At 67.7% G+C, this 11,447-nt stretch carries 14 protein-coding genes; 9 read left to right on the top strand and 5 right to left on the bottom strand.

The features are described 5' to 3' along the window. Positions 1-142: 142 nt before the first annotated feature. Positions 143-430, top strand: coding sequence for a hypothetical protein (locus tag ACHMW8_RS23710; protein WP_395443965.1), 288 nt, complete (start codon positions 143-145; stop codon positions 428-430). Positions 431-438: 8 nt separating this feature from the next. On the opposite strand, the gene ACHMW8_RS23715 is transcribed toward ACHMW8_RS23710, so the two are convergent. From ACHMW8_RS23715 to ACHMW8_RS23725, 3 genes are all read right to left on the bottom strand, one after another. After that, complete coding sequence (locus ACHMW8_RS23715) at positions 439-2,544, bottom strand: ParB/RepB/Spo0J family partition protein (RefSeq protein ID WP_395443966.1); 2,106 nt, start codon at positions 2,542-2,544, stop codon at positions 439-441. A 140-nt stretch (positions 2,545-2,684) separates the two neighbouring features. Continuing rightward, positions 2,685-3,074, bottom strand: coding sequence for a DUF2958 domain-containing protein (locus ACHMW8_RS23720; RefSeq protein WP_395443967.1), 390 nt, complete (start codon positions 3,072-3,074; stop codon positions 2,685-2,687). Next, positions 3,071-4,177, bottom strand: a complete 1,107-nt coding sequence (locus tag ACHMW8_RS23725) for an ArdC family protein (RefSeq protein WP_395443968.1) — start codon at positions 4,175-4,177, stop codon at positions 3,071-3,073. The genes ACHMW8_RS23720 and ACHMW8_RS23725 overlap by 4 nt, the downstream gene beginning before the upstream one ends. Before the next feature lie 373 nt (positions 4,178-4,550). On the opposite strand from ACHMW8_RS23725, the gene ACHMW8_RS23730 reads away from it, so the two are divergent. After that, entirely contained in the window at positions 4,551-5,306 is a 756-nt protein-coding gene (locus ACHMW8_RS23730) for a DNA-binding transcriptional regulator (RefSeq protein ID WP_096054009.1), read from the top strand. Positions 5,307-5,544: 238 nt separating this feature from the next. Here the strand turns inward: ACHMW8_RS23730 and ACHMW8_RS23735 are convergent, their stop codons facing one another. Further along, positions 5,545-6,645 carry a hypothetical protein gene (locus ACHMW8_RS23735; RefSeq protein WP_395443969.1) on the bottom strand — a complete coding sequence of 367 codons (1,101 nt, stop codon included), beginning with the start codon at positions 6,643-6,645 and terminating at the stop codon, positions 5,545-5,547. Positions 6,646-6,804: 159 nt separating this feature from the next. On the opposite strand from ACHMW8_RS23735, the gene ACHMW8_RS23740 reads away from it, so the two are divergent. From ACHMW8_RS23740 to ACHMW8_RS23770, 7 genes are all read left to right on the top strand, one after another. Next, on the top strand, positions 6,805-7,125 hold the full coding sequence (locus ACHMW8_RS23740) for a hypothetical protein (protein WP_395443970.1): 321 nt from the start codon (positions 6,805-6,807) through the stop codon (positions 7,123-7,125). Next, entirely contained in the window at positions 7,118-7,492 is a 375-nt protein-coding gene (locus ACHMW8_RS23745) for a hypothetical protein (RefSeq protein WP_395443971.1), read from the top strand. Before ACHMW8_RS23740 ends, ACHMW8_RS23745 begins: the two co-directional genes overlap by 8 nt. Further along, a complete protein-coding gene (locus tag ACHMW8_RS23750; protein WP_395443972.1) occupies positions 7,489-8,136 on the top strand; it encodes an alpha-ketoglutarate-dependent dioxygenase AlkB in 648 nt (215 codons plus the stop codon). The genes ACHMW8_RS23745 and ACHMW8_RS23750 overlap by 4 nt, the downstream gene beginning before the upstream one ends. A gap of 52 nt (positions 8,137-8,188) precedes the next feature. Next, complete coding sequence (locus ACHMW8_RS23755) at positions 8,189-8,377, top strand: hypothetical protein (protein WP_395443973.1); 189 nt, start codon at positions 8,189-8,191, stop codon at positions 8,375-8,377. 188 nt (positions 8,378-8,565) lie between these two features. Next, a complete protein-coding gene (locus ACHMW8_RS23760) occupies positions 8,566-8,985 on the top strand; it encodes a hypothetical protein (protein ID WP_395443974.1) in 420 nt (139 codons plus the stop codon). Positions 8,986-9,088: 103 nt separating this feature from the next. Next, positions 9,089-9,367, top strand: a complete 279-nt coding sequence (locus ACHMW8_RS23765; protein WP_096054003.1) for an HU family DNA-binding protein — start codon at positions 9,089-9,091, stop codon at positions 9,365-9,367. A 148-nt stretch (positions 9,368-9,515) separates the two neighbouring features. Next, the gene (locus tag ACHMW8_RS23770) at positions 9,516-9,815 is read left to right on the top strand and encodes a helix-turn-helix transcriptional regulator (RefSeq protein ID WP_395443975.1); all 300 of its coding nucleotides are present in this window, start codon (positions 9,516-9,518) and stop codon (positions 9,813-9,815) included. A gap of 221 nt (positions 9,816-10,036) precedes the next feature. On the opposite strand, the gene ACHMW8_RS23775 is transcribed toward ACHMW8_RS23770, so the two are convergent. Further along, positions 10,037-11,293, bottom strand: coding sequence for a tyrosine-type recombinase/integrase (locus ACHMW8_RS23775; RefSeq protein ID WP_395443976.1), 1,257 nt, complete (start codon positions 11,291-11,293; stop codon positions 10,037-10,039). Positions 11,294-11,447: the final 154 nt, after the last annotated feature.

Genomic DNA, 11,447 nt, shown 5'->3' on the forward strand with positions numbered 1-11,447 from the left:
GCACGGTCTTTTTTGAAGCGCAGCGCCGCGAGGAGGCGTCCTTCTTCGAAGGCGGCGGGGAAAAAAGCCGGACGCGAGGGTTTGTGGGCGGGGCGGCCGCCCATAGGGATCAAGCCATAGTCCGGGGATCGACAAACGACGGATGACGGGCAAGGACGCCGTCATGGCCTCTGGGCGACGTCGCGCGCGGCGTCCAACCGGTGTCTTCAAGGGTCGGCTGCGCACCACCCGCTTGCGCGCGGGCGTCGAGACCCCGCCGGCCCCGGACAAGCGCCTCGCCCGCCCATCCCGGCCGCCGCGTCTATTCGAACGGCATGGACCTGGGGGCGGTTGGCTCAACGTCGGCCAGATCTCGGGTCGAGACCTTGTCGGCTGGCTCCTGGCCCACCCCGACCTTGGCCCTGGCGCCGTCACGGTCATGCTGGGCTAGGCCGCCGCTCAGGACGACGACGACGTCTTCGCCCTGGTCTGGAACCCCGAGGACGGGGGCTCTCCGTCCCCGGCGCCGCGAGGCGCGGGGGCTTTGGCGCGGCAAGGAAAGGGCAAGGCCAGGCCTGGGTTCACGCCGCGCACAGGCCCGCGCCCCGCCCCGTCTCGTCCCGCCAAAGGCCCAAAAGAAAAGCCCCCGCGCGAGCGCGGGGGCCTGAAGGCGGGTTCGACAAGCCGCCGGGCTACTCGGCGGCGAAGGCCTCGGCGTCCCCCGGAGCCGCCGCGCGGGTCTGGCGCGCGACCGCCTCGGGCGCGACGGTCTCCCGGAGCGCCCGCCTCGTCCTGGGGCGGGCGCACGCGGCGCAATAGCGGGGCCACGGCCTTGGACCTCTGGGCCGTGGCGAAGGGCCTGCGGGTATAGGCCTGGGCGGGGAAGGTCAGCCAGCGGGGCGTCCAGCGCTCGACCTTGGGCCGGTCATTGGTCCCGGCCAGGAAGTCGCGCAAGATGCCCTTCTGGGTGCGGACCTTCTCGCTCACATTGCCGTCGGCGACCTTCTTGCCGCCCACCTCCCTCAGCATGGCGTTGACGGTCTCGCGGTCCTTGATGCCGTCAAAGAAGGACTCGTCGGGCCTCCAGAAGTCGCCCATGTCGACCTGGAGATAGGTCCCCGCCGCCTCGACCTCGGCGCTCCCGGCCGCCAGGGTCTCGCCAATGACCACCGCCGCGACGGCCAGGACCTCGGCGTCGGTGAGCGACAGAAGCCGGGCGAACACCGCCGCCGCGCCGCCCGCGTGCCCCCGACCGACCACGTCGCCAGCCGCCGTCAGACCCAGAAGCCGAAGGACTTGCGACTGCTTGGCCGCGAAGATCGTCTCGCCGGGGCCGGTCTTGAGACTGTCGGCGGCCATCTGAGACCCGGCGCCCAACGGATCGGTCTCCACGCGCCAGTAGCGGGACCCGGCCACGGCGTGGGCGACCAGCAGCCTCAAGGCGACGTCCAGATGGTCGGTGAGCACCGCGCGCACGGCGGCCCGCCGGTGCAGGTCGATATAGGCCTGCTGGTTGGCGGTGACCTCCGAGCGCTCGGCCTTGGGCGCCTCGCCGCTGGCGGCGGAACCCTCCTTGCCGTCGCCGCGCGTGGCGGCCCGCTCGGCGGCCTCGGCCCGGCGGGCCTCCTTGGCCGTCAGCCAGCCTTCATGCACCGTGACCTCGCCCCGGCGGCTGACGGCGATGAAGGCCTTGCCGCCTTTGGCTTTGGAAGTGGCGACGTGTTGGTAGCCATGGAACATCTGGCCGACCTCCAGCACCTCGACGTCGCTCCAGCCTTCGGCCCGCAAGGCCTCGGCCTTGGCGGCCACGGCCTGGTTCTGGTGAGTCCAGAACAGCGCCGCGTCGGTGAAGTAGGCCTCCTCGCCGAACAGGTCGGCGATGATCGCGCCGGGATAGTCGTCCAGGGCGAAGAGCGCCAAGCTGGTCGGGATCGCCTCGCCGCCGAACAGCCACGCCTTGAGGCTGGCGCCGCGCGGTTCGCGCTGGCCCGGATCGTCGTAGAGCTTGAGCCAGTCCTTCTGCTGGCTCTTGCTGGCCAGGGTCAGTTGGCGGACCGTGGCCACGTCGATGGCCTCCTTGCGATAGAGCTTGCGGATGCGCGGCAAGAGGTTGCCCAGGGCCAGAACCCGGTGAATGACCACCTCGGTCTTGCCGAAGGTGGCGGCCAAGTCCTGGGGCGTGCGGCCTTCGCGGATCAACTTCACGAAGGTTTCCCAGCAGGCCACCTCGTTGGGCGGCAGGCGGGCCATGTTCTCGATCAGCGAGATTTCCAGGGCGGCGGCGTCGTCGCCCGCCTCCAGGATGCCGATGGGGACGGGATCGATGTCGATCCCCTCGCCCGCCACGGCCTGGGCGGCGAAGCAGCGCCGCCGCCCGGCCACCACCTCGAAATGCTCGGGGACCAAGACGCCGTCCTGGAAGGTCTCGCGCACGAGGAGGGTTTCCAGGACGCCGTGCTGGCGCACCGATCCGATGATGTCGGAGACGTCGGGCGCGGGCTCGTCATGGTGCATGTTGAGCGGTGAGATGACCAGCTTGCGCGGGTCGGCGTGGGAGAGTCTCATGGGTCGGCTCCTGTTTTCAGGGGTGAACCGGTCCCGCCCGTGATGCTGTCCAAGGCGAAGGGCGGGACCGGGGATGCGCCGGGATCGGCGCGGTCGTCCGACGCCGGGCGGACCCGGCGCGCGGAAGGGCGAAAACCGGTTCAGGACGGGCCGTCCTTGGCGTGATGGGACATCAGGCGGACCATGCCCTCGGCCGCGAAAATCGAGCCCAGGCGACGGGCAAGCTGCGCCCACATCGACAGCGGGACGCGACCGACAAAGAAACGGTCGCGCTCGATCCGAAAGCCGTGCGGCAGGGCGACGGCCTCGATCTCGTCGAGACTGACGTAGCCCAGCTCGGGAAAGCCCTGGTCCAGGTCGCACAGGCCAAACAGGGTGTCGGCGTCGGCCATGATCTCGGTGATCAGCCAGCGCCCCGGTCCAACCGGGTTGAAGAGCTTGAGCGGCGGGACCGGGTCGCGTTCCTCCTCGGCCGCGCCATTGGCGATCAGCTGGGCCATGACCGCGTCGGGGATCAGCGGCGTTTTCATGCCGCGACCTCCGAAACCGGCGCGGTGTCCCGCGCCTCGCCCTCATCCCTGCCTTGGCCCTCGCCCGCCCGGTCGGGGGCGAAGGCCAGCAGGTAGTCGGCCGCCTTGCTGGCTTTTGAGGCGGCGCGGAAGATCGCGCGGTTGTCCTCCTTCAGGATCGCCAGCCATGCGCCCAGGTAGTCGGCATGGCGCACGGTGGGGACCACGCCCAGGGCGGCGCAGGCGAAGGCGGCCGACAGTTCGGCGACCAGTTCCTCGAAACCGTAGGGCTTGGACCCGAAGCGCCCCGACTGGTCGCGGTTCAGGCGCGAGGGATGGCCCGTCCAGTGCGACAGCTCATGCAGGGCGGTGCGGTAATAGTCGATCTGCTGGCGGAAGGCCGGTTGCGGCGGCACGCGGACATAGTCCAGGGCCGGGGCGTAATAGGCCTCATGGCCGCCGATCCGGAAATCCGCCCGTGTCGCGGCGATCAAGGCCTCGACGTGGGGGATGACCTGACGCTCGGGCAAGGGCGCGGGCGCCGCCGCCAAGGTCTCCAGGCCCTCGCATTGATCGACATTGAAGACGGTGAAGCGCTTGAGGAAGGGCACGGCGCCGGGCGCGTCGCCGTCGCGCGCGGCTCGTTCCTGCTCGGCCTTGGGGGTGAACTTGTCGGCGAAAACCACGGTGGTCCCGCGTTCGCCCCGCCGCACCTGTCCCCCCGCCTTCTGGGCTTGGCGGAAGGTCAGCCAGCCTTGGGTTTCGTAGCCATGCTCGATGACCGCGCCCCACAAGAGCAGGATATTCACCCCCGAATAGCTGCGCCCCGTGGTCGCGTTGCGCGGCAGGCCCGGCCCGGTCCCGCCGACCTTGCCCCACGGCTTGACCCAGGGCAGGCGCCCGGCCTCCAGTTCGCCGATGATCCGGCCGGTGACTTCGTCATAGAGGCTGGCGCGCGAACGCTCCGGCTCGCCCGCTCGGCGGGTTTCATCCGGGTCGGACGAACCGTCCCCCTCCCCGCCGCAGGCCGGGGCAGCGCCCCCCGGCCGGGCCGCCGAACCGACGGCGGACGTCCTTGACGCAAGCTTGACCGTTCCCTGACGGCCTTTCCGGGAAGAGCGCATGAGGTGGCCTCCATCCCCGCCCCAAAACCCCGCGTCCTTTCGCCGGAAAGGGGGGTGGGCGGCGATGAGCGACCGGAGAGGCCCGCCGCAGCGGGCGGCGGCACCCGAAGGGCCGCAACGCAGTGGAGGACCGGCCGAAGGCCGGTTGCCGCCGTCCGTGGCGGGCCTAGAAGGGCGCGTCGCCCACACCCCTTTTTGGAGAAAGGATCTTCAAGAGAGTCATCGCGCGCAGCGCGATGGCCTTAAGCGGGCCAGCGGCCCGCCGTGACGATGGCGTCTCGCCAGCAATCCTCAACGTCCCAACGAGAGCCTTACGAAGGCATGGACACTCCACGCAATGCGTGGTCACAATACACTATGCGTGGAGGCATACATGGTGGACGAAATCACCGGCGACGACGTGAAAGCCTTTCGGGAAGCGCACCAGTTGAGCCGTCTGGACCTCGCCGATAGGATCGGCGGCGCGGTGCGCACCATCGAAGATTGGGAAGCTGGTCGACGCCAACCCCCGCCCCTCCTTCGTCTTGTGCTGGCGGCGATCGAGCGCAAGCTTGAGCCCTGGCGGCTTCCCACGCCGATCGGGCCCGACTCGACCCCCGCCGACATTCGCGAGGCGGCCACGCGCCGCTTCCAGCTCTTGGGCGATGACGAGGTCGCGCGACACGAGGACGACTTTGCGCGCGCGCTGCGCGACGACGCCACACCAGCCGAAATGCTGATCTTGGCGCACATGATCCACGTCAGCGACGGCTATCAGTGGACCCAGCTTTACGATGATTGGTCTCAGCGGCCAAAGAGCGGCTGGCACACGACCTTCGCTTTTCGCCCCGACTTCCAGGCCGCGCGCCCGACGATCGGATTTGAGACCCGCTTCGACAATGTCGCCAAGCAGTTGGCGGTGTTCATCGATATTCACCGGCCGGGCGAGCGCCTTCCAGAGAAAGTGCAGGCCGAGAACGCGCTCTTGGCGCGCGGCATCAAGGTCATTTCGTTCAGCGCGCTCGACGTCCTGGCCGACACCGAACGGTGCACGGACACCATCGAAATGGTGCTGGGCGAGATCGCCGAGGAAGTGCTGTTCGACGCGGGCCAGATCGAGGTCGCCTGGAAGCGCCCTGACCGCCGTTAGACCTATGGGTCTGCAAGGCGCCGGCCAAGGGTCCACCCTTGCGCTTGAGATGATTGGCTGCAGGCGCGTCGCCGCGGTCGTGCCCTGCTCGCCCTAGGCGGCGCGGCCGGCGCGCCAGCCGTACCAAGGCGTCGTCATTGCGGAATGGCCGCAATCTTCGCCGCCAAGTCTGGTCGCCCCAGAATGGTCATGCCGCGAACGACCGCGTCGCGAAGATTGGTCTTTTCGGTGAGATAGTTCACCGGCTCCCAGAGGCTGTCGCCCAGGGCGTGGCGTTTCGCGTGCGCTCCAAATCTTCGGCGTAGTGCTCCCCGAACCACTTTTCCCGGCCGATCTGGAAAATCGTCGCTAGGTCGGCGATCTCATCTGGCGACAGTGTCGCGATGATCGCGTCATTCACCGGTCCGGCCACGTCCGTCCTGTCCAGCATCGTCCTCAGCTGAGCACGACTGGCGAAATAATCCAGGCCCAGCGGGTTACCAGGCGCCTTCGGCGGATGGCGTAGCGCCCACTGCTCGATAGCGAACACCGCGTGGGCGTCGGTCAGATAGGCCAGATCGCTTTGAAGTCCGATCTTCAGGCGCATCTCCGGGCTTTTCTTGATCACGTCGGCGGCGGCGGAAAACTTACGGCTGCCGATCGAGAAACGCTCCATCACCGCGGCCTTGGCGACCAGGAACGGCGCCTCTCCCCACTCACTGGCGGGCGGAAGCATGTCGGCGATCGCCAGCAGGTCCTTGCGAGAACACTCGGCCGTATAACTGCCAGTCGCCCGCTCCTCACCGAGGTCCTTGATCCGGTACTTCATCTGCTCAAGGATTTTGCCCATGATCGTCACGCCGTTGCGCATCCGGACGATGTTAGCGAGCGAGCGGTCCTCCAGGCTTTTGTTGCCCTCCCGATCCTCCGGGTAGCGCAGCGCCTGCCCGTCGTCGTCGATCTGCGCCAGGCTGGTCACGAACGGCCCAAGAGCCCGCACGATCTTGCATAGGGCCTCGTCGCCCAGTTGGGCCCGGTCCAGCAACCGCCAGTGGGACATCACATCATGGTTCACCTCGTGTCTGGACGGCAAAACGCCTTGGTCCACCAGCTGGCCGATCGCGTATTTGAGCGACAGTTCCAGACCGTGGCGCGCGTTGTAGAGGATTGGCATCGCCAGGGTGTCGCGGCTGCCGACGAGGTTCTTGTCGATCACCGCGCTCGCCAGTTCGATCGCGGCTTCGATGTAGCCGTCGACGTAGTTCTCCTCGGTGGCCTGCGTGCCAATGCAGGCGTTCCACTCGGTATTCTCCAGGCCGCCGAAAAACGGATCGGCGGCCATGTCTTCGTTCTTGGCCATGATGATCTGTCTGCCCCCTTCCGACTAATATCGGGGCCGTGTCGCTTATTCCAACGACGTAGCGTCAGCGACAGCTTGAACAGCGCCCGGCCAACCTGCGGATGATTGACTCCCGCCCAGGATAAATGAGAACAATTAGGGAACATCTGGAGCCCTATCATGCCGCCCAAACGCGCCGATCCGCGCGCGCGCCCACACGTCCCGCGACCGCCGCGGGTCTATCAGAAGATCATCGCCCGCTTGACGCGGATCGCGGTCACCGAGGGCTATGGTTCGACGCAAACCCGTCGCACGCTACATTTCCTCCTGCACACGGATCGGGGCCTCAGCAGCCGCGCCGACTATGTCGATCCGCAACATGTGCCGGACTTCGACGGCGACGTGGCCTGGTTCGAGGTCGAGAAAACCGAGCGCGGCGGCGGCCACCAATGGCCGTGGTGGCGAGCGGTGCGGCAGGTGGAGCCGCCGGCCGATGCCTGAACCTAGCGAGAGCGACCGGCGCAAGGCCGCCCGATTGCAGCCGGCCATGGCCGCCACGCGCCTGGTCGATTGCCTGGAGCGTGGCTGGGACGTCCAGTTCCGTTGCCAGTACTGCGGCATGGAGCGGACCTGGGGACGTCGCGAGTTTCTCGGCCAGCCCCTGCGCAAGCGCCTGGCCCGTACCATCGCCCAGGTCCAGGCCGGAGTGTTCTGGCCCCAGCGCGGCTGCGGCGGTCATTGGCCGATCCTGCGCCTGATGCAGGGCGGCTATCAGGATGCTCAAGCCGACGCGCCTGCGGCACAGCGAGCTCATCTGGTGACGATGCTGCTCGACGCCGGGGTTCTGCCCGAACAGGTCGGCCTGTGACCGCCCGCTCGTCCCGCGCAATCGATTTCCAGCCCAGTCTCTTTGACCTGCCGATCGCCCCCAAGACGCCCCTGCCGGAGGGTTTTCGTCACCAGACCGAGTTGATCACCCCGGCCGAGGAGCAAGCCTTGGTCGCGCGGTTCGCGGACCTGGATTTCCAGCCCTACGAGCACAAAGGCTATCTGGGCCATAGGCGGGTCGCTGGGTTTGGCTGGCGACGCGGACCGGACGGCGCGCTGGTGGAGACCGGCGAGCCCCTGCCCGATTTCCTCGCTCCGCTGCTGGACAAAGTCGCGGCCTTCACCGGATTTGCTCGCAACACCTTCGCCCACGCCCTGGTCACCGAATACGCGCCAGGCGCGGGGATCGGCTGGCATCGCGACCGGCCGCCGGCCATCGCCATCGCCGGGGTCTCGCTGCTGTCGCCCTGCACCTTCCGCTTGCGTCGTCGGTCAGGCCAAGCCTGGGACCGGGCCTCGATCGAGGCTGAGCCGCGCTCGGCCTATCTGATGAGCGGACCCTCGCGCAGCCAATGGCAGCATAGCATCCCGCCGGTAGAGGCCCTGCGCTACTCGGTGACGTTCCGCACCGTGCCCACGCCCGCGCGAACTCGCGCCAACGCCGCTGACGAACACGTGTTTTGAACCGCGCCGCCGCCGCCCCGACAGTGCCGGCGACCAAGACGGGAGACCTCTTATGATCGAGCACGCCTTCGAGCCAGGCCAGCCGGTGATGCGCACCGGCCCCGACCTTCCGCACCTGGGGATCTTCAACGGCCAGGTCTACGAGGTGGAGGATTTCGCGCGTCATCACGCCGAGGGCCTCTATGTGCGCGGCATCCGCGAAGGCCTGGACCCCGGCAACTTCCAACCGATCCAGGCCTGAAGTCCGCGCCCGGGGATCGTCACCCGCATGGGACGAGACCCGGAGGGGCTCGTCGGCGACCATTCGCGCCGCGCATGGCGACGTAGGCCCAGTCGCGCGTGTTCCGCGCGAGGCGCCCAACCCTGTCGCGACCTTTGACCTCCGATCGGCCCTGGCGGACAACAGATCGTCCCTGAAGAGGATCGCGCATGACCGAGGCTCCGTGGACTGAAACCGAACGCCGGGCCCTGGCCCGCGCGACGCTGGCCCTTGTGGAGACCTGCGTGCGCAACACCAAGATCGAGGATTGGCACGCCGGCCGCGAGGTGCTCAGCCCCGCCGGCGACTTCAGCGACGTGAAGATCGTCACCCCGACGGGCGAGATCCCCTATCTTGAAGCCTCGCGAATTTCCGACGCCGAGATGAAGGCCTGGATGATCGAGGTGACCAATCGCGTCTTCACCTTCCTCAGCTTCCCCGACCAGCCGATCCAGCTGGGCGGCGCGACCCGCTGGAACGCGCCCAAGCTCGACGAGAAGATGGCCCAGGGCATTCGCAATCGCATCGCGATCCGCGACGGCGCCGATCCGGCCGCGATCTACGGCGGACGCCCATTGGGCCAGGACTGAGGCTGAGCGCCAGTCGCCGCCCCCGCGGGCGCGTCCAATACAGGGATGACAAGCCAGCGCCGCGCGGCCAGTTTGGCCGGCCCAATACCGCAGGAGCTTTTCCATGAACGTTTCAGACCTCGTCGACGCCGCCGTGGCCGCCGAGCCCAAGCTCACCAAGACCCAGGCCAAGGCCATGATCGACGGCGTCTTCAAGGCGCTGACCGACGCCGCCGTGAAGGGCGAGGAAGTCTCGATCCCGGGCTTTGGCAAGTTCAAGGTCCAGGCCAAGCCAGCGCGCACCGGCCGCAACCCGGCCACGGGCGGCACGATCGAGATCGCCGCCAGCAAGAAGGTCGCCTTCACGGCCGCCAAGCAGCTGAAGGACGCCGTCAACGGCTGACGATACGGCGGCGCGAGCCAGGTCCCGAACGGACCGCGGTCGCGCCGCCCCGCCGTCTTGTTGCCTTTGATTTCCGGCCCGCGCCGATGGCCGCTTGTCGGTTGCGCGCTCTATCGGCGGCGCAGCAGGGTCACGGCGTGAGGACGCCATGACCCAAACGCCATCCCCTGACAAAGCCCGGACCGCCGACGGACCGCCCCTGCGTGCGATCCGCCGCGCCCAGCTCCACAAGATCGTCCCGCTGGCCGACACGACCATCTACGAGATGGAGCGGCGCGGCGAATTCCCCCGCCGCTTCGCCCTGACCCGCCGCTGCGTCGTCTGGGATCTGGCGGAGGTCGAGACCTGGCTGGCCGAGCGCAAGCGGCAAGCTCAGGAAGGGATCCAAGAGCGCGCGCCCCTGCCCGATGTCCGCGACCGCAAGACCCGACCGGTCAGGAACCGATAGTCGAGCAGCACGGCACGACAGCTCTCGGGGATGACGCCTCGGGCTGGGGCCAGGCCGGAGCGCAGTCCTGACCCGGCGCGGTGGCGAGGCCGCCGAAGGGGTCACCGTCGTGGCGGGCGTGCGCCGACCTGGACCTGACTGCCCTACTGAACGGTCGGCGCCGAGCCGGTTGATCAGCCGGTAGAGCGTCTCGTTTACACCGAGAGGGTCGCGGGCGGCGTTCAGGCCCGTGGATCCAGGGTGACCCCCTGAATGTCCGCCGGTTTCAAGGTCGGGACATGCCGCTCGCCCCGCACCCAGGCGTCGATCATGTCCGCCCACTCCTGAAGCATGTGCCGGCGCTGCTGGGCGTACTCGGCGACATTGTAGACGCGACGGGAGGTTCGCCGATCGACGTGGGCCAGGCACTTCTCGATCCAGTCGCTTTCGAACCCGATCTCGTTGAGCAGGGTCGAGCCCGTCCGGCGCAGGTCGTGGACCGTGAACGGCGCGAGCGGGAGCCCCTGCGCCTTGGCCCGCTCGGCAATGCTCATGGTCACGCGGTTGAACGTAGCCCGCGACATGGGCTGATCGGCCTCATAGCGCGAAGGCAGAAGGTACGGCGAGTTGCCTGCGCAGGTCTTCAGCGCGATCATGATGTCGAGGGCCTGGGTCGACAGGTAGATGTTGTGGGCCCGGCTGGCCTTCATCCGGGCAGCGGGAATGCTCCAGATCGCGTTGACGAAGTCGACCTCGTCCCAGGTGGCGTCCTGCAGCTCGCTCTTGCGCACCAGGGTCAGCAGGATGAGCTTCATGCCAAGCCGGATCGTCGGCAAGGTCGGGACCTGCTCAAGGAGCGGATAGAGCAGCCGGATCTCCTTAGGCGACAACGCACGCTCGCGCGGCGTGAAAGACCAGATCGACGACGGGCTAACGTCCTTGGCGGGGTTTTCCACCTTCTCGCCGTGCAGGCGCGCGAAGGCGAAGATCAGGTTGATCTGATCTCGGATGTGGATGGCGGTCGCGGGCGCCCCGCGATCCTTCACCAGTTGGCAGAGCGCGCGAACATCGCCCGGTTCGATCTCGGACAGCATCCGGTTCTTGAAGGCCGGCTCGACGTCGCGCTCGTAGATCGCGCGGCGCATCGCGCGAGTGCTGTCGGCCATGCGGCCTTCCTCGATCCACTTGCGCCCGAAATCGGCGAAGGTCTTGGCCGCCTTGATGCGCGCCTTGTCACGCTGCTTTTCGATCGCCGGCGAGACCCCTTCTCGCACCCTGCGCCGAGCTTCCATCCCAAGCTCGCGCGCTTTGAGCAGACTGACGCCATCGCGCCCGTAGCGACCTAGCGTCAGGGTCTCCCGGCGGTTGTTGATCCGGTAGTCGAGCCGGAAGGTGATGGAGCCGGCGGGAGAGACCACGACGTAAATACCGTCACGGTCCGCGACCTTGTACGGTTTCTTCTTTGGTTTCAAAAACTTGAGTGCGGCATCGGTGAGCATGAACGGCCTCCTTCTTGCCCCGAAAACCGACGAAAAGGCCGCAAAATACCGTCACGCCAAAAACGGCATGTCGGGAGCGCCTTTTCTGAGGAAATTCAGGGGCTTGATGTGAGAAAAAATACCGTCAGGCCTGACTTGCCTGACGGTATCAGCC

The sequence above is a fragment of the Caulobacter sp. UC70_42 genome (assembly GCF_044056025.1).
Lineage (GTDB): Bacteria > Pseudomonadota > Alphaproteobacteria > Caulobacterales > Caulobacteraceae > Caulobacter.

Excerpts from the sequence above, each read along its gene's own strand:
- ACHMW8_RS23730 (WP_096054009.1), top strand. The coding sequence starts at position 4,551 with ATGGTGGACGAAATCACCGGCGACGACGTGAAAGCCTTTCGGGAAGCG.
- ACHMW8_RS23765 (WP_096054003.1), top strand. The coding sequence starts at position 9,089 with ATGAACGTTTCAGACCTCGTCGACGCCGCCGTGGCCGCCGAGCCCAAG.
- ACHMW8_RS23710 (WP_395443965.1), top strand. The coding sequence starts at position 143 with ATGACGGGCAAGGACGCCGTCATGGCCTCTGGGCGACGTCGCGCGCGG.
- ACHMW8_RS23740 (WP_395443970.1), top strand. The coding sequence starts at position 6,805 with ATGCCGCCCAAACGCGCCGATCCGCGCGCGCGCCCACACGTCCCGCGA.
- ACHMW8_RS23715 (WP_395443966.1), bottom strand. The coding sequence starts at position 2,544 with ATGAGACTCTCCCACGCCGACCCGCGCAAGCTGGTCATCTCACCGCTC.
- ACHMW8_RS23770 (WP_395443975.1), top strand. The coding sequence starts at position 9,516 with ATGACCCAAACGCCATCCCCTGACAAAGCCCGGACCGCCGACGGACCG.
- ACHMW8_RS23775 (WP_395443976.1), bottom strand. The coding sequence starts at position 11,293 with ATGCTCACCGATGCCGCACTCAAGTTTTTGAAACCAAAGAAGAAACCG.
- ACHMW8_RS23735 (WP_395443969.1), bottom strand. The coding sequence starts at position 6,645 with ATGGCCAAGAACGAAGACATGGCCGCCGATCCGTTTTTCGGCGGCCTG.
- ACHMW8_RS23725 (WP_395443968.1), bottom strand. The coding sequence starts at position 4,177 with ATGCGCTCTTCCCGGAAAGGCCGTCAGGGAACGGTCAAGCTTGCGTCA.
- ACHMW8_RS23760 (WP_395443974.1), top strand. The coding sequence starts at position 8,566 with ATGACCGAGGCTCCGTGGACTGAAACCGAACGCCGGGCCCTGGCCCGC.
- ACHMW8_RS23755 (WP_395443973.1), top strand. The coding sequence starts at position 8,189 with ATGATCGAGCACGCCTTCGAGCCAGGCCAGCCGGTGATGCGCACCGGC.
- ACHMW8_RS23720 (WP_395443967.1), bottom strand. The coding sequence starts at position 3,074 with ATGAAAACGCCGCTGATCCCCGACGCGGTCATGGCCCAGCTGATCGCC.
- ACHMW8_RS23745 (WP_395443971.1), top strand. The coding sequence starts at position 7,118 with ATGCCTGAACCTAGCGAGAGCGACCGGCGCAAGGCCGCCCGATTGCAG.